Source organism: Microbacterium esteraromaticum, from assembly GCF_016907315.1.
GTDB lineage: Bacteria > Actinomycetota > Actinomycetes > Actinomycetales > Microbacteriaceae > Microbacterium > Microbacterium esteraromaticum.
The window spans coordinates 846,821-862,464 of the sequence record NZ_JAFBBS010000001.1; the positions used below are offsets into that span (position 1 = coordinate 846,821).

Here is a 15,644-nt window from a genome sequence, read left to right on the forward strand (position 1 = left end):
CCGCTCAGGGGTGAGAATGGAAGCATGGCTTACAGCGTGAACAAGACGGATGCGGAATGGCGTGCCGAGCTCGGCGACGACCAGTACGCGGTGCTGCGCACCGCGGCGACCGAGCGCCCGTGGACAGGGGAGCTGCTCGACGAGGAGCGCGCGGGTCTTTACACCTGCGGCGCGTGCAACGCGGAGCTGTTCCGCAGCGGCACGAAGTTCGACTCGGGCTGCGGCTGGCCGAGCTTCTACGAGTCGGTGCGCCCCGAGGCGGTCGAACTCATCGAGGACACCTCCCTCGGGATGGTGCGCACCGAGGTGCGCTGCGCGGCGTGCGGCTCGCACCTCGGGCACGTCTTCCCCGACGGCTTCGGCACCCCCACGGGCGACCGCTACTGCATGAACTCGCTGGCACTGTCGTTCACCCCTGACCAGTCGTGAGCGCGCTCGACGCCGTCCGGCGCCGCACGTCCTGGTCACGCGTCACCGACGACGCGCCGACCCGTGAGCAGCTGCTTCCGCTCATCGAGGCAGCCGGACGCGTCGCCGACCACTCGTCGCTGCGCCCCTGGCGGCTGATCGAGCTGCGGGGAGACGACCGTCTCGTTCTCGGGGCGGCCCTGGCAGAGGCCGACGGAGAGGACAAGCCGTCGACCAAGCCGCTGCGCGCCTCGCTGCTCATCGCGATCGTCGCCTCGTATCGCAAGAGCGACAAGGTGCCGCGCTGGGAGCAGGAGGCCGTCGCCTCCGGCGTCGCGCACACGCTCAGCCTGCTGCTCGACGAGGCCGGCTGGGGCGTCATCTGGCGCACCGGCGGACTCACGCGCTCCGAACCCGTCGCCAGGGTGCACGGGCTGTCTGCGGACGAGGAGCTGCTGGGCTGGCTGTACGTCGGCGGCCGGCCGGAGGGCCGCGAGCCAGGGCACCGCAAGCCGGTGGACGCCGAGAGTCTGCTCACCGCCCTGCCGCGCGCCGATGGCGATGCCCTGTCATCCGACGACGAGGAAGCCCGCCGCGAGGCCGAGAGCGAGAAGAAGCGCGCCAAGAAAGAGCGCAAGCGCGAGAAGAAGCGCCTGAAGAAGGAGCGCAAGCGCGCGAAGAAGGCGCAGAAGAGCCAGGGCTGAATCAGCGTCGTCGTGGCAGCGCGACGACGACGGATGCGGCGGCGACGACGATCATCGCCCCGAGCTGCCAGAGCGCGGGCCCATGGTCGACCGGCCAGAGCACGTCGATCGTCACCGAGGTCACGAGCTGCCCGAGCACGCTGCCGAGTCCGAGCAGCAGCACCCCGGTGTACGGCACGAGCCACGCGCCGAGCAGGATGTAGGCGAAGCCGAGAAGGCCGCCCAGGTACAGCCACGGCTCGGCCGGCGGCGCCCCTGGCATCCCTCGGGTGAGGATGCTGACGCCGGCACCGGCCAGCAGCACCACGGTGCCCGCGATGAAGCTCATCAGCGTCGCTGTCAGCGGCGATTCGACACGGCGGGCGAGGCGGCCGTTCGCGGCCGCCTGCCAGGCGATGCCCGCGCCTGCGGCGAACGGCAGCAGGAGCAGCCAGAGCGGCGCGTTCGCCAGCACGTCGCCGCCCAGCGAGATGGCCACAGCGACGAGCGCGAGAGCGCCCCCGATGATGCGACCAGGAGTGACGGCCACGACGCCAGACGGACCGACCCCGACGCGGTCGAGCAGCAGCCCGTGCAGCGTCTGTCCGGCGACGACGCCGACCGTGAACAGCGAGACCCCGAGCACGCCGGCGACCAGCCCCTGGGTGGTCACGGTGAGCGCACCGCAGGTGCCGCCGAGCAGCATCCAGAACGGGATGGTGCGGGTGCGGATGCCCGAGAGAAGCCGTGCGGCGCCCGCTCGTCCCGACGGCATCGCCAGGATGACCGCGATGAGGAAGGCGAGCCCGACGGCGAAGGAGATGAGGCCGGCGACGATGCCGTCATCGATACGGACGCCCAGCACGCCGTTGATGCGGGCCTGCACGGCCGTCATCGCACCGATCGATACGGCACCGCCCAGGGCGACCCAGGTCGGCAGCGGGCGAGTGGAGGTCACTCGCTCCAGGCTACCGGCGCCAGGCCCTTTCCGGTGTCTGCGGCCGCGACTACCCTGGCGGCATGTGCGCGAGCTATGGGCTTGACCCCCGATTCACCGACGCCGAGCTGCTGGCCGAGGCCGACGACGCGGTGCTCGAGGGCCTGCGGTCATGGGCCGAGCAGAACGCCGGCGAGACGCTGCGCCCCACCGGGAAGAACCTGCGCAACCTCAATCCGCTCGTGACGGCTCACGACGGCGCTGCCGTGCTCGAACCAGCCTGGTGGGGGTACCTCGTCGACGGACAGCCGGCGCGGTTCCCCTCGATCAACACCCGATCGGAGCGGCTGCAGGACCGTCCGGGCGGGATGCGCAACCGAGCGCTCGTGCCGTCGACAGGCTGGTACGAGATGCAGAAGCCCGATCGCGTCTGGCACGAGTTCGGTCTCGGCCGGGGACTGCTGTTCGGGATGGCGGCCGTGACACAGCGGGGCCGCACGCCCGACGGCGAGTGGGTCACCTGCTACTCGATCGTGATGCGCCCCGCTCCCCCGTACCTGGCGAACATCCACGACCGGATGCCCGTGCTGATCCCCACCTCGTTCGCCGACGACTGGCTCACCGGCGAACCCACACGGGAGCTCATCGACGAGGCGCTGCTCGCGGCGGCCGATCTCGACGAGCGCGTCGCCGCTGTCCCTCGCTCCGACGACAAGGGCGCGCAGACGCTGTTCTGATCGCGTCGTGCCCCGAACTCGGGAAAACGATTGCTCCGCCACGAGGTCACTGCCACACTGACCTCATCCCCAGTCAACGACGACACAGGAGCAAGTGATGCACGATACACGCCCCCCGTTCACCCTCACTCGCCGTCAGGTTCTCGCAGCCATGCCCCTGGCCGCAGCGCTTCCGCTGCTCGCCGGCCAGTCGGCATTCGCTGCCGGCAGCTTCCCCGAACCCGGTGAGCAGGTGCCGCGCGCGGCGCTTCTCACCTACGCCGACGTGCAGAAGTCGCTCTCCGACATCCAGCGCAGCTCGAAGGGCGCCGTGCAGGTCAAGACGCTCTCGAGCCTCGGCTTCGGCCGCAGCGAAGCAGGCCGCGAACTGTATGTCGCCACCGTGGGCACCGGCCCCACGAAGGTGTGGCTGCAGGGCCGCATCCACGGCAACGAGCCGTACGGACCCGACGTGCTGCTCGACGTGCTCCGCAACGCAGGCAGCAGCGGGTCGCCGCTGTGGAAGGCCGTGCGCGAGAAGCTGACGCTGCACGTGATCCCCATGTACAACCCCGACGGATCCGAGCTCTACATCCGTCACACCGTGCTCGAGGACGGCAGGCGCATCGACCTCAACCGCGACTGGTCGCCGAGCGGCTTCGCGGCAAAGGAGTCGGTGGCCTGGTACTCGTACTGGGCGAGCGTGAAGCCCGACGTCGGCCTCGACATCCACCACCAGGGTCTGAAGTACGACGACTCCGACGAGCCCATCACCATGTCTCTCGGCATCTCGCTCGCGCCCAGCGGCCCCACCCTTCCCGGTGTACGAGGCGGCGAGTACGACGTGAAGACGCGCCAGCTGCAGGGGCACGTGTACACGGCGCTGCAGCGCTACGGCTACGTGAACGCCGACCGCTACAGCGTCGGCAGCGCCAGCAGCGGGTACCGCGAGATCGACATCAAGGGCGGCGTCTCTTCGGCCGTGATGATCGGTCTGAACTACAACGGGCTCAACCCGACCGGGCACAGCCACCCGATGGTGTTCTTCGAGACCTACGGCGGCTCCATCGGACAGAAGAGCCGCGGCAAGGCGATCAAGCAGAACGTCGTGGGCGTCGAGGCGCTGCTCGGCGGACTCGCCGACGGCAGCGTCTGGAGCGTGGATCCGATGATCTGGCACGGCATCCCGCACTACGACTACGTCGGATACCAGGTCGACACGGGCCTCATCGACGGCTGGCCGACCCAGCCGCCCGTGATGCCCTGACGCCAGGCCCCCGAGCGAGACGGAGGCCCGTGTTCCCCAGGGAACACGGGCCTCTTGCGTGGAGCCGACTACGGGACTCGAACCCGTAACCCCCGTATTACAAGTACGGTGCGCTACCAATTGCGCCAAGTCGGCGGACCGTCACAAGCATACCGACGGCATACGGCATGCCCGCACCGGGTCAGGACGCGGGTGTCGTGGTGGCGCTCGGAGTCGGCACCGGCGTCGGAGTCGGCTTGGCGGAGTCGAGGGACTCGCCGCTCGCGATCGTCAGCACGAACTGCGAGAACTCCGCAGGGTCGTCGAGAGCGCCCACGTACGACTTGCCGCCGACGAGGATGAGCGCCTCGTTGTTCAGCTTCAGGTCGTCGGTGCCGGGCAGCGGGCCCTCGAGCGCTCGGTCGGTCGCGTCCTTCGCCCACGAGACGAAGTCCTGGTCCTCGATGCACGCGCGCACCTTCTTGGCATCCGACACCCCGACCGCGACCGCGAGGTCGGCGAGGTCGGCGTCGGTGCGCCCGTCGCTGTCGGCCTCGGGCTGATCGGTCAGCAGCTCGTGGTTGTAGTCGTAGAAGCTGCCGGGCGCGTAGGTCGCGACGCACGCCGCGGCGGCTGCGGCGCGAAGCGAGTACTTCGTGCCGTTCGAGCTCGCGGTGAGCAGCGCGACCGGGTGGTATGTGACGGTGACCGCACCCTCGGAGATCCAGCCCGCGAGCTGACGCGCATTCGCACGCTCGAACTCCGCGGCGCCCGCCGACAGATAGTCGACGTAGATGTGGATCTCGGTGGACTTCGCTCCTGGTGTGGCAGACGGCGACGCGGACGGCGTGACGGCCTCGCCGGCCTCGGTGGCGGTCGCGGACGGCGCGGGCGACGCTTCGGTGCCGGCCGGGGTCGCCGCGATCTCGCTCACGGTGACGCCGTCACCGGGCATCCCGCTGGGGCTGAGCTGCGGCTTCGAGATCGACGAGCCCACCGCGTACGCCACGGCGGCGCCGATCGAGCCGACGGCGAGGATCGCGACGAGACCGATGATGAGGCGTCGCACCAGTCGTGCCCGCGACTGCTGCGCGTGCACCTGCTGAGCCTTCTCACGCACCGCTTCGCGGGAATTGCGAGCGGCGGGGACGTTCGGCGTTTCGTCGCTCGTCATCGTTCCTTCTTGAAGATCGGGTGGGTTCTGAAGCATCGGGTGGGACCGGGGATCCCTCGGCCGCGAAGCGTGCAGAGCCTGCGGCGACCGGATTCGATGCTAACGAGGCAGTCTGAGAAATACCCAGACGCGCCCGGCCGTGCCATACTGATCCCGACCCGATGGCGGGTCACGGCGGGCATCGCCCGCCGCTTCCATCACGAAGGATCGTCCGGCACGTACCTGCCGGTGAAGGAGAAACCATGGCCACCGTTACGTTCGACGACGCCACCCGCCTGTACCCCGGCGGAACCCGTCCGGCTGTCGACAAGCTGAACATCGAGATCGCCGACGGCGAATTCCTCGTTCTCGTCGGCCCTTCCGGCTGCGGAAAGTCCACCTCGCTGCGTATGCTCGCCGGCCTCGAAGAGGTCAACGGCGGCCGCATCCTCATCGGCGACCGCGACGTCACCGACGTGCCGCCCAAGGACCGCGACATCGCGATGGTGTTCCAGAACTACGCGCTGTACCCGCACATGACGGTCGCCGAGAACATGGGCTTCGCGCTCAAGATCGCCGGCGTCGGCAAGGAGGAGCGCGCCAGCCGCGTTCTCGAGGCCGCCAAGCTCCTCGACCTCGAGGAGTACCTGAACCGCAAGCCGAAGGCCCTCTCGGGTGGTCAGCGTCAGCGCGTCGCCATGGGCCGCGCCATCGTGCGTCAGCCGCAGGTGTTCCTCATGGACGAGCCGCTGTCGAACCTCGACGCGAAGCTGCGTGTGCAGACGCGCACCCAGATCGCGTCGCTGCAGCGCCGCCTCGGCGTCACCACGGTCTACGTCACGCACGACCAGACCGAGGCCCTCACCATGGGCGACCGCATCGCGGTGCTCAAGGACGGTCTGCTGCAGCAGGTCGGCACCCCGCGCGACCTGTACGAGAAGCCGAACAACGTCTTCGTCGCCGGCTTCATCGGCTCGCCGGCCATGAACCTCTTCGCCGCTGACCTCGCCGACGGCGGTGTGCAGTTCGGCACCGAGGTCGTGCCGCTCGACCGCGACACCGTCGGCCGTGCCACCGGCAGCCAGGTCACGGTGGGTGTGCGCCCCGAGGACATCACCGTCGGCCCCGCCGACGGCAAGGGCCTCTCGGTCGTCGTCGACCTCGTCGAGGAGCTCGGCGCCGACGGCTACCTGTACGGCCACACCGACATCAACGGCAAGCGCACCGACATCGTCGCGCGCGTCGACGGCCGTAACCACCCCAACGCCGGCGAGACGGTCACCCTGGCCGCCAACCCCGGTCACGTGCACGCTTTCGACCTCGAGTCGGGCGAGCGCCTCAACGACAAGCCGGTCGTCTCGGCCTGACGATTCATCACACGCGGCGCGGGCGACCATCTCGGTCTCCCGCGCCGCGGTGTTTCCGGAGGAATCATGCAGGAGTCCCTGCGTATCACCGCCAGCTCCATCGACCCGGGCCTGCTTGGCCTGCCCTGGTCCACACCGCTCGGCAAGTGGCCGTCGGAGCACATCGTCTCACTGCCGAAGGGTCTCTCGCGGCACCTCGTGCGCTTCGCCGACCTGTCGGGCCGCGTCGTAGCCGTGAAGGAGACGACGGCCGAGATGGCGCAGCGCGAGTACGACATGCTCGGCAACCTCGGCCGACTGGATGTCCCGTGCGTCAGCCGCGTCGCCGTGATCGCCGGCAGGCAGGACGCCGACGGCAAGCCGCTGCCCGCCGCGCTCGTCACCTCGCACCTGCGGTTCTCGATGCCCTACCGCGCGCTGTTCACTCAGGTGCTGCGCCCTGACACGGCCACGCGCCTGGTCGACGCCCTGGCCCTGCTGCTCGTCCGGCTGCACAACGTCGGGTTCTACTGGGGCGACGTATCGCTGTCGAACACGCTGTTCCGCCGCGATGCGGGAGCCTTCGCCGCGTACCTGGTCGACGCGGAGACCGGAGAGCTGCACGAAGAGGGCCTGACCGACGGTCAGCGCGCCTACGACCTCGATCTCGCCCGCACCAACATCGCCGGGGAGATCATGGACCTCGCGGCGGGAGGCCGGCTGGAGCGCGGTCTCGACGCGCTCGAGATCGCCGACGGCATCGTCTCCTCCTACCGCTCCCTGTGGGCCGAGCTGACCGACGAGGAGTCGTTCCCCACCGGCGAGACCTGGCGTATCACCGAGCGCGTCGAGAAGCTCAACGCTCTCGGGTTCGACATCGACGAGATGTCGATGGTCACCACCCCCGACGGCACGTCCGTGCGCATCCAGCCGAAGGTGGTCGACGCCGGTCATCACCAGCGCCGGCTGATCAGGCTCACCGGACTCGACGTCGAGGAGAACCAGGCTCGACGCCTGCTCAACGACTTGGACGAGTTCCGCGTGCGCTCGACCAAGGTGTGGGCGGACGAGGAGATGTACGCGCATGAGTGGCTCACCCGGGTGTTCGAGCCCGTGGTGCGCGCGATCCCCTACGACCTGCGCGCCAAGCTCGAGCCCGCCGAGGTCTACCACCAGGTGCTCGAGCACCGGTGGTACCTGTCGCAGGCGCAGTCGCGGTCGGTACCGCTCGCCGAGGTGCTCACGAGCTACATCAACGACGTGCTGCGTCATCGCCGCGACGAGGCCACCATCATGGGGCCGCCGACCGAGACCATGAGTCTGCCCGTCGTCACCGGGTCGGTCGAGGTATCGGACGACACGGCCTCGATCGACTGGCGCGACCTGGTCTAGCGCCGCGCCAGTCGCCGGGCGTGGGGATCAGTAGCCGACGGTGAAGCGACCGCGGCGATGCTTCGGCTGCTCGATCTCGTCGACGACGGCGATCGCGAAGTCGGCGCCGGAGATGGTGGAGGTGCCGTCGGCGTCCCGCACGAGCACGTCGCCGCCGTCGCGGTAGCTGCCGGTGCGCTCGCCCTCTGCCCAGGGCCCGAAGACCTCCGCTGGGTGGATGAAGAACCAGTCGAGGCTCTCGTCCGTGCCCTGCAGCAGCTCGAGCGAATCGATGCCGACCTGCGCCTCGTGCTTGTACTCCTCAGGGAAGTCCTGGTCGAACAGACGAGGGCCGCCGGGGGCGACGAGGCTGCCGCCGGCGCCACCAACGACGCCGAGGCGGGTGGGGGTGCCTGTGAGCTTGTCAGCGAGGGCGCGCAGCGCCGGAAGGACCGCGTTCTCCATGTCACCGCGGGGCGAGAGCGCTGAGACCCCGGCATCCGCGCCGTCGAACACGTCGCCGAGTCCGTCGAGGTCGAGCACAGAGCCCTGCACGTACCGTGCGCCGTCGAGACGGGCATCCGGAGTCGAGCGCGAGATCACGGTCACCTCATGACCGCGACTCACCGACTCGCGGGCGATGTGCGATCCGGCGTAGCCGGTTCCTCCGATGACGACGATGCGAGACATGCGCTTCCTTCCGATTGCCTGACGGTACGTCGGGTACAAGTCGCGCAGGGGCGCCTGTTATTCCGCAGACCCCCGCATGGTCGCCACCTGGTAGAGCGCGACAGATGCCGCGATGCCGGCGTTCAGCGACTCGGTGGCCGACGAGATCGGGATCGACACGATCTGGTCGCATGTCTCGGTCACGAGGCGTGAGAGGCCCTTGCCCTCGGATCCGACGACGATCACGACGGGACGGTCGGCGAGCTCGAGCGCCGGAAGCGCGACGTCTCCCCCGCCGTCGAGTCCGAGCACGAAGACGCCCTGCTTCTTGAACTCCTTCAGCAGGGTGGTCAGGTTCGCGGCGAGTGCGACGGGCAGCCGGGCCGCCGCTCCGGCGCTGGTCTTCCAGGCGGCGGAGTTCACGCTCGCCGAGCGACGCTGCGGCAGGATGATGCCGTGACCGCCGAAGGCGGCCGTGGAGCGGATGATCGCACCGAGGTTGCGGGGGTCCGTGATGCCGTCGAGGGCGACGAACAGCGGCGTCTGGCCGCGGTCGATGACCTGCTCGAGCAGATCCTGCGGGTGCGCGTACTCGTACGGCGGCACCTTCAGGGCGACGCCCTGGTGCACGCCGTCGAACCCTGCCATGCGGTCGAGCTCCTGGCGGGTGACCTCGAGCACCGGGATCTCCCGGTGCCGGGCGATCGCCAGCATCTCCTTGACGCGGTCGTCCATCTCGACGCGCTGCGCGATGTAGAACGTCGTCGCGGGGATCTTGGTGCGCAGCGCCTCGAGCACCGAGTTGCGTCCGGTGACGGTCTCGGTGTCGTCCGTGGACTTGCCGCGGGCCTGACGGTTCATGTCGCGGCCCTGCGGCTTCTGCCCGCCGGGCTTTCCCTTGCCGCCGGCCGCGGCGAAGCGCTCCTGAGCGGCCTTGCGCTTGCCGGCGACGTGCCAGCTGCGGTCTTCGGCCTTGGGCGTGGGGCCGCGGCCCTCGAGTGCCTTGCGGCCGAGACCGCCGGTGCCCTTGGAGGCACCCTTCTTCTTGCTGTTGCCCGCTCCGGGGCGGCCAGGCTTAGCCATCGATACTCCAATGTGTTCCGTCCGGAGTGTCCTCCAGAGTGATTCCTGCCGCAGCGATCGCATCGCGGATGCGATCTGCTGCGGCCCAGTCCTTGTCTGCGCGCGCCTGCGCGCGCTGCGTGATCATCGTCTGCACGAGCGTGTCGAGGGCGGATGCCTCGGCGCCGCCGCTTCCGGATTCCCACTCAGATGCGAGCGGATCGATCCCGAGGATTCCCGCCATCTCGCGCACCTGCATGGCCGCCAGCTGGGCGTCCGCCGTCTCACCGGCGTCGAGCATCGTGTTGCCCGACCGCACCGTCTCGTGCAGCACGGCGAGCGCCTGCGGCACGCCGAGGTCGTCGTCCATCGCCGAGACGAAGCCGGCGGGGAGCGCCTCGAGGCCCGGCTCCTCGCCTTCCGCCGGCCGTTCGGCAGACCAGGCGAACTCGCGCGGCAGTCGTGCCTCGCGCTCGAGGAACGACCGGATGCGCCCCAGAGCAGCCTCCGCCTCGGCGAACGACGAGTCGGTGAGGTCGAGGCTGGAGCGGTAGTGCGCGGCGGCGAGCGCGTAGCGCGCCACCAGCGGGTCGAACTCGAGGAGCATGTCGGATGCCAGGATGAAGTTGCCCAGCGACTTCGACATCTTCTGGCCGCCCACGGTGACGAGGCCGTTGTGCACCCAGTAGCGCGCGAAGCCGTCGCCTGCCGCGGTCGACTGCGCGAGCTCGTTCTCGTGGTGCGGGAACCTCAGGTCGAGCCCTCCGCCGTGGATGTCGAACTCAGCCCCGAGGTAGCGCTTCGCCATGGCCGAGCACTCGATGTGCCAGCCAGGGCGCCCGCGGCCCCACGGCGAGTCCCAGACGGCGTCCGGCTGCTCATCGGCCTTCGCGCCCTTCCACAGCGCGAAGTCCTGCGGGTTGCGCTTGCCGCGGGGGTCGGCGTCGGCCGCCGCCTCCATGGCATCGACGGACTGCCGCGTGAGCACGCCGTAGTCCGCCCACGAGCGCACGTCGAAGTAGACGTCTCCGGATCCGTCCGGTGCCACGTACGCGTGACCGCGATCGATGAGCGACGAGATCAGGTCGTGCATCTGGGGGATGAATCCGGTGGCTCGCGGCTCGTACGTCGGCGGAAGGATGCCCACCGCGGCATACGCCTTCGAGAACTCCTGCTCCATGCGGTAGGCGAGCGCCCACCATGGCTCGGCATCGGTCGCGTTGGCGAGCACCTTGTCGTCGATGTCGGTGACGTTGCGCACGAAGGTGACGCGGCCGTAGCGGCGCTCGAGCCAGCGACGCAGCAGGTCGAAGCTCAGGGCCGCCCGGACGTGCCCGATGTGAGGGCCGGACTGCACGGTGGGTCCGCAGACGTACATCGTCACGTTCGAGGGGTCGAGCGGAACGAAGTCGCGCAGCTGCTGCTCGCGGGTGTCGTACAGGCGGATCGTCACCGCACAAGACTACCGGGGCGGCGCGGCCCGCACCTGGGCGTCGGCCGGTCTAGCCGAGAGGGTGGATGAGCGCCACAGCGGTGACGGCGATGCCCTCGCCGCGGCCGGTGAACCCGAGCCCGTCGGTCGTGGTCGCCGCGACCGAGACGGAGGCTCCGCCGAGGGCTGCCGAGAGCACCTGCTCCGCTTCGGCCCTGCGCCCGCTGAAGCGGGGGCGATTGCCCTTGATCTGCACAGAGACGTTGCCGATGGCGAAGCCGGCCTCCGCCAGCATCTCGGCGGTGCGGGCGAGGAACACCTGGGCGTGCGCACCCGCGTACTCGGGGTGCGCGGTGCCGAAGTGCTGGCCGATGTCGCCGAGACCGGCGGCGCCCAGCAGGGCGTCGACGATCGCGTGCGCCACCGCGTCTCCGTCGGAGTGCCCCGACAGTGGCTGCTCGCCGGGCCATTCCAGACCTGCGAGCCACAGGTCGCCCTCGCCCCCGAAGGCGTGCACGTCGGTGCCGACGCCGATGCGCGGCAGCATGGGGGCCGCGCTGCGGGCGCCGAGCAGCATCCTGGCGCGCTCCAGGTCTGCCGGGGTGGTGATCTTGAACGCGCGCTCGGAACCATCGATCCGGCGCACGGCACCGCCGGCCGCGGCGAAGAGCGCGGCGTCGTCGGTGTGCTCCGCGCCGGATGCACCCGCGGCCGCGTACGCGTCCTGAAGGGCGGCGCGCGGGAAGCCCTGCGGGGTCTGCGCGGCTGCGAGCACCGAGCGGTCGACGGGTCCGGTGATCTCGTCGCCGTCGACTCGCTTGAGCGTATCGACCACGGGCAGGGCGGGGATGACGCCGGCATCCGTCACAGCGGCCGCGACCGCGTCGATCTGCGCGGGCGGGGTGAGCGCGCGCGCGGCGTCGTGCACCAGCACGATGCGGACTCCGTCCTGCAGGGCAGCCAGTCCTGCCGCCACCGACTGCTGCCTGGTCGCTCCGCCGGTCACGACCGTCACGAGGTGGCGCCGTTCGCCGGCGGATGCCCTGATCTCGGCGTCGACCTGCTGCTCACCGCCTGCGGGAGCGACGACGACCACCTGCATGGGTCCGGCGGCGAAGACGCCGTCGAGCGCATGGCGCAGAACTGAGCGCCCGTCGATGTCGACGAGGGCCTTGGGGGCACCGGCAGCGAGGCGCGTGCCGGATCCGGCGGCGACGACGATGATCGCGGTGTCTGGAGTCGAGTGCGCAGTCACGCTCTCACGCTACCGACTCAGGGGCCGCAGACACGAAGAGGGCGGATGCCGATGGCATCCACCCTCTTCGATGTTCCGGTCGTCAGACGCGCTCGTCAGGAGGCGAGCACCTCGTCGAGCAGCGCGCCGGCCTTGTCCTCGTCGATCTTCTCGGCCAGAGCGAGCTCGGACACGAGGATCTGACGGGCCTTGGCGAGCATGCGCTTCTCGCCCGCGGAGAGTCCGCGATCCTGATCGCGGCGCCACAGGTCGCGCACGACCTCGCTCACCTTGATCACATCGCCCGAAGCGAGCTTCTCCAGGTTCGCCTTGTAGCGGCGCGACCAGTTGGTGGGCTCTTCCGTGAACGGGGCGCGCAGCACCTCGAAGACGTTCTCGAGCCCCTCCTTGCCGATCACGTCGCGAACGCCGACCAGGTCGACATTCTCAGCAGGAACCTCGATGATGAGATCGCCCTGCGTGACGTTGAGCTTCAGGTACTTCTTGGTCTCCCCCTTGATCACGCGGTCCTTGACCTCGATGATCGTCGCGGCTCCGTGGTGCGGATAGACGACGGTTTCGCCAACCTCAAAAAGCATAAGAACGTGTCCTTTCGGCAATCTCCAGGATACCACAGCGGATATGCAGTAAGGTTCGCGCCGATCCGCCCCGCCATGGCATCCGTCCGCGTTCCCGGCCCTCGACCCACTAGACTGAACCAGGACACCCGTCGCACCTCAGGAGGATCCGTGAACTCGCGCTCTGCTGCGTCCATCGCTCCGCGCCTCGTCGCCACCATCGCCCTGGGCTCGGCGCTCGCGCTCGGCACGACCGGATGCACTTTCATCACGCATCAGGCGACGACGAACCCCTACTCCGCCTCCGACGGCGTGAACATCGACGAGACCGGCGGCGACGTCGTCGCGCGCAACGTGTTCGTCGTCACCACCGAAGACGGCGGCGTCGGCAACCTGGTCGGCGCGTTCGTCAACCAGGGATCCGAGACCACCAGCGTCGACATCGACGTTGCGGGAGAGCAGCTCTCCCTGCGCGTGCCCAGCGAAGAGCGCGTGAGCCTCGGCGCCGACGAGATGCCGCTGCGCATCGAGAGCCTCGACACCAAGCCCGGCGCCACGGTCGAGGTGCTGATCGTCTCGGGCGACGGCGAGGCCGTGCCCGCCGAGGTGCCGGTGCTCGACGGCTCGCTGCCCCAGTACGCCGACCTCGTGCCGGCTGCCGAGTCCTCCGACACCGAATCCTGACTCTCCGCGGCGACGACCGCGAACACGACGAGGCCGGCTCCCCAGGGGAGCCGGCCTCTTCTGCGTCCGGGCCCATCAGCCCTCGAAACGGTAGCCCAGTCCGCGCACGGTCACGAGCATCACGGGGTCGCCGGGGTTCTTCTCGATGCGCGAGCGGATCCGCTTGATGTGCACGTCGAGCGTCTTGGTGTCTCCGAAGTAGTCGCTGCCCCAGACGCGATCGATCAGCTGACCGCGAGTGAGCACGCGACCGGCGTTGCGCATCAGCACCTCGAGCAGCTCGAACTCCTTCAGCGGCATGTTGATCTCCGAGCCGTCGACGGCGACCGTGTGACGGTCGATGTCGAGGGTCACGCGCCCTCCCTCGAGCACGCGCTCGTCGACCTCGGCCTCGGCCTGCACGACACGACGGAGCACGGCGCGCATGCGCGCGAGGAGCTCGCGCGACGAATACGGCTTGGTGATGTAATCGTCGGCACCGAGCTCGAGCCCCACGACGATGTCGACCTCGGAGTCCTTCGCGGTCAGCATGATGATGGGAACGCTCGAGGTCTGCCGAACCTGGCGGCACACCTCCGTGCCCGCCATGCCCGGAAGCATGAGGTCGAGCAGGATGATGTCGGCGCCGCGCTCCCGGAACGCGGTCAGCGCGCCGGGGCCGTCCTCGCAGATCTCGACCTCGTAGCCCTCGCGCCGCAGCAGGTAGGCGAGCGGGTCGGCCAGATCTGGCTCATCCTCGACGAGCAGGATGCGGGTCATGCGAACTCTCCGTTTCGAGCGTCGCGTCTGCGGGCATCCGCATTCGGGCGCTTCTTCTTGTTCTTCCTCTTGGACTTCTTGTCTGCACCGGCTTCGGGGGCGCCGGCTCGCGGCAGACGCATCGTGAACGTCGATCCGCGGCCGGGCCGCGACCACACGCGCACCTCGCCGCCGTGCCGCTGCGTCGCGTGCTTCACGATCGACAGCCCGAGGCCCGTGCCTCCCGTACGGCGCGAGCGGGCCTCATCGGCACGGTAGAACCGCTCGAAGATGCGCTCACGATCAGCATCCGAGATCCCGATGCCCTGATCGGTGACAGCGATCTCGACCACATCACCGTCGACCTTCACCCCCACGCCCACGCGCGAGCCCCTGGGCGAGTACACGATCGCGTTCGCGATGAGGTTGCCGACCGCCTCGATGAGAACCTGAGCGTCGCCGCGCACCCAGACTCCCCTCTCGCCCCCGCGGCTGAGCTCGACCCCGGCGGAGTCCGCCTGCACGGAGTGGGCCTCGATCGACGCGGCGACGACTTCGTCGATCGCGACCGGTTCGACCTGCGACAGGCTCTCGGCCGCCTGAAGGCGGGACAGGCTGAGGATGCGACCGGTGAGCTGCGCGAGCCTCGTCGCCTCTGCCGTGATGCGCGCTGCGAAGATGCGCACCTGATCGGCATCGTCCGCGGCGGACTCGATGGCCTCGGCCAGCAGGCTGACAGACGCGACCGGTGTCTTCAGCTCGTGGCTGGTGTTCGACACGAAGTCGGTGCGCATCTGGTCGAGGCGCTCGCGCTCGGTCACGTCGCGGATGATCAGCAGCGTCAGCTGAGGGCCGACCGAGCTCGCACGGGCCGAGACCAGGCGCGGATCGAGCGACGCGCCGCCCGTGAGACGAAGGGTCTCGGTGGCACTCGCGCCGCTGTCGCGCACGCCGCGCACGAGACGACGAAGCTCCACATTCTCGAGCACGGCACCCGTGCGGATGCCGAAGCGCGTCGCCGCATTCGACGTCGCGACCACCAGGCCCGAGGCGTCGAGTACGCAGGCGGCGTCGTCCATTCCCGCCAGCACATCGGCGACGCCCTCCGGGATGGTCGTCGAGGTCTCCTGCAGAGCGATCGCCCGCACGCGATACGCCCAGCTGACGAGCAGCACTGCGCCGGCGCCGATCAGTGCGCCGACGGCGAGCGCGAACAGCGCGAGCTGAGCGGAGTCCATGCCTCAACAGTAGGGGTCTGGGCGCCGGCCACCAGACGTACACCGCGTGGTCATGCGGCGGAAGGGCTAGTATTCACGTTCCCGGCACCGTTTGTTAACCTTCGCCCCGGACAATCGTTCCGGCCGCGTGAGCGCGTGCCCCTCGGCAT

Annotated in this window: 16 protein-coding genes and 1 tRNA gene; 7 read left to right on the plus strand and 10 right to left on the minus strand. The window is 69.5% G+C overall.

Annotation, left to right across the window (positions count from 1 at the left end):
• The first annotated feature begins 24 nt into the window (after positions 1–24).
• Positions 25–429, plus strand: a complete 405-nt coding sequence (gene msrB / locus JOE67_RS04150; protein WP_204974280.1) for a peptide-methionine (R)-S-oxide reductase MsrB — start codon at positions 25–27, stop codon at positions 427–429.
• Positions 426–1,112 carry a nitroreductase family protein gene (locus JOE67_RS04155; protein ID WP_204974281.1) on the plus strand — a complete coding sequence of 229 codons (687 nt, stop codon included), beginning with the start codon at positions 426–428 and terminating at the stop codon, positions 1,110–1,112. The genes msrB and JOE67_RS04155 overlap by 4 nt, the downstream gene beginning before the upstream one ends.
• Before the next feature lies 1 nt (position 1,113).
• Here the strand turns inward: JOE67_RS04155 and JOE67_RS04160 are convergent, their stop codons facing one another.
• A complete protein-coding gene (locus JOE67_RS04160) occupies positions 1,114–2,058 on the minus strand; it encodes a DMT family transporter (protein WP_420827652.1) in 945 nt (314 codons plus the stop codon).
• Between the two features lie 53 nt (positions 2,059–2,111).
• On the opposite strand from JOE67_RS04160, the gene JOE67_RS04165 reads away from it, so the two are divergent.
• A complete protein-coding gene (locus tag JOE67_RS04165) occupies positions 2,112–2,765 on the plus strand; it encodes an SOS response-associated peptidase family protein (RefSeq protein WP_204974282.1) in 654 nt (217 codons plus the stop codon).
• Between the two features lie 97 nt (positions 2,766–2,862).
• The gene (locus JOE67_RS04170) at positions 2,863–4,011 is read left to right on the plus strand and encodes a M14 family zinc carboxypeptidase (protein ID WP_204974283.1); all 1,149 of its coding nucleotides are present in this window, start codon (positions 2,863–2,865) and stop codon (positions 4,009–4,011) included.
• 59 nt (positions 4,012–4,070) lie between these two features.
• Here the strand turns inward: JOE67_RS04170 and JOE67_RS04175 are convergent.
• Both JOE67_RS04175 and JOE67_RS04180 read right to left on the minus strand, forming a co-directional pair.
• Positions 4,071–4,146: transfer RNA gene (locus tag JOE67_RS04175), tRNA-Thr, on the minus strand.
• 46 nt (positions 4,147–4,192) lie between these two features.
• Complete coding sequence (locus JOE67_RS04180; RefSeq protein WP_204974284.1) at positions 4,193–5,164, minus strand: DsbA family protein; 972 nt, start codon at positions 5,162–5,164, stop codon at positions 4,193–4,195.
• Positions 5,165–5,406: 242 nt separating this feature from the next.
• Between JOE67_RS04180 and JOE67_RS04185 the strand changes: the two genes are divergently transcribed.
• Together JOE67_RS04185 and JOE67_RS04190 are read left to right on the plus strand one after the other, a co-directional pair.
• Positions 5,407–6,510, plus strand: a complete 1,104-nt coding sequence (locus JOE67_RS04185) for an ABC transporter ATP-binding protein (protein ID WP_204974285.1) — start codon at positions 5,407–5,409, stop codon at positions 6,508–6,510.
• A 66-nt stretch (positions 6,511–6,576) separates the two neighbouring features.
• Positions 6,577–7,881, plus strand: a complete 1,305-nt coding sequence (locus JOE67_RS04190) for a DUF4032 domain-containing protein (RefSeq protein WP_204974286.1) — start codon at positions 6,577–6,579, stop codon at positions 7,879–7,881.
• A 27-nt stretch (positions 7,882–7,908) separates the two neighbouring features.
• On the opposite strand, the gene JOE67_RS04195 is transcribed toward JOE67_RS04190, so the two are convergent.
• The 5 genes from JOE67_RS04195 to JOE67_RS04215 form a co-directional block, all read right to left on the minus strand.
• Complete coding sequence (locus tag JOE67_RS04195) at positions 7,909–8,550, minus strand: NAD(P)-dependent oxidoreductase (RefSeq protein ID WP_204974287.1); 642 nt, start codon at positions 8,548–8,550, stop codon at positions 7,909–7,911.
• A 57-nt stretch (positions 8,551–8,607) separates the two neighbouring features.
• A complete protein-coding gene (rlmB, locus tag JOE67_RS04200; RefSeq protein WP_204974288.1) occupies positions 8,608–9,612 on the minus strand; it encodes a 23S rRNA (guanosine(2251)-2'-O)-methyltransferase RlmB in 1,005 nt (334 codons plus the stop codon).
• On the minus strand, positions 9,605–11,044 hold the full coding sequence (gene cysS / locus JOE67_RS04205) for a cysteine--tRNA ligase (protein WP_204974289.1): 1,440 nt from the start codon (positions 11,042–11,044) through the stop codon (positions 9,605–9,607). Before cysS ends, rlmB begins: the two co-directional genes overlap by 8 nt.
• A 49-nt stretch (positions 11,045–11,093) precedes the next feature.
• A complete protein-coding gene (gene ispD / locus JOE67_RS04210) occupies positions 11,094–12,278 on the minus strand; it encodes a 2-C-methyl-D-erythritol 4-phosphate cytidylyltransferase (RefSeq protein WP_204974290.1) in 1,185 nt (394 codons plus the stop codon).
• A 95-nt stretch (positions 12,279–12,373) separates the two neighbouring features.
• Positions 12,374–12,856 (minus strand): CarD family transcriptional regulator, encoded by a 483-nt coding sequence (locus JOE67_RS04215; protein ID WP_071640539.1) that lies wholly within the window; start codon positions 12,854–12,856, stop codon positions 12,374–12,376.
• Positions 12,857–13,006: 150 nt separating this feature from the next.
• Here JOE67_RS04215 and JOE67_RS04220 point away from each other — a divergent pair, with 150 nt between their 5' ends.
• The gene (locus JOE67_RS04220; protein ID WP_338041491.1) at positions 13,007–13,519 is read left to right on the plus strand and encodes a DNA modification methylase; all 513 of its coding nucleotides are present in this window, start codon (positions 13,007–13,009) and stop codon (positions 13,517–13,519) included.
• 75 nt (positions 13,520–13,594) lie between these two features.
• Here JOE67_RS04220 and JOE67_RS04225 read toward each other — a convergent pair whose 3' ends face one another.
• Both JOE67_RS04225 and JOE67_RS04230 read right to left on the minus strand, forming a co-directional pair.
• Entirely contained in the window at positions 13,595–14,278 is a 684-nt protein-coding gene (locus JOE67_RS04225) for a response regulator transcription factor (protein ID WP_204974291.1), read from the minus strand.
• Entirely contained in the window at positions 14,275–15,495 is a 1,221-nt protein-coding gene (locus tag JOE67_RS04230; protein ID WP_204974292.1) for a sensor histidine kinase, read from the minus strand. The genes JOE67_RS04225 and JOE67_RS04230 overlap by 4 nt, the downstream gene beginning before the upstream one ends.
• Positions 15,496–15,644: the final 149 nt, after the last annotated feature.

Bases quoted from the DNA above. Each gene is read 5' to 3' on its own strand.
- JOE67_RS04165 (WP_204974282.1), top strand. From the start codon at position 2,112: ATGTGCGCGAGCTATGGGCTTGACCCCCGATTCACCGACGCCGAGCTG.
- JOE67_RS04185 (WP_204974285.1), top strand. From the start codon at position 5,407: ATGGCCACCGTTACGTTCGACGACGCCACCCGCCTGTACCCCGGCGGA.
- JOE67_RS04195 (WP_204974287.1), bottom strand. From the start codon at position 8,550: ATGTCTCGCATCGTCGTCATCGGAGGAACCGGCTACGCCGGATCGCAC.
- rlmB (WP_204974288.1), bottom strand. From the start codon at position 9,612: ATGGCTAAGCCTGGCCGCCCCGGAGCGGGCAACAGCAAGAAGAAGGGT.
- JOE67_RS04225 (WP_204974291.1), bottom strand. From the start codon at position 14,278: ATGACCCGCATCCTGCTCGTCGAGGATGAGCCAGATCTGGCCGACCCG.
- JOE67_RS04215 (WP_071640539.1), bottom strand. From the start codon at position 12,856: ATGCTTTTTGAGGTTGGCGAAACCGTCGTCTATCCGCACCACGGAGCC.
- JOE67_RS04230 (WP_204974292.1), bottom strand. From the start codon at position 15,495: ATGGACTCCGCTCAGCTCGCGCTGTTCGCGCTCGCCGTCGGCGCACTG.
- JOE67_RS04190 (WP_204974286.1), top strand. From the start codon at position 6,577: ATGCAGGAGTCCCTGCGTATCACCGCCAGCTCCATCGACCCGGGCCTG.
- JOE67_RS04170 (WP_204974283.1), top strand. From the start codon at position 2,863: ATGCACGATACACGCCCCCCGTTCACCCTCACTCGCCGTCAGGTTCTC.
- JOE67_RS04180 (WP_204974284.1), bottom strand. From the start codon at position 5,164: ATGACGAGCGACGAAACGCCGAACGTCCCCGCCGCTCGCAATTCCCGC.
- msrB (WP_204974280.1), top strand. From the start codon at position 25: ATGGCTTACAGCGTGAACAAGACGGATGCGGAATGGCGTGCCGAGCTC.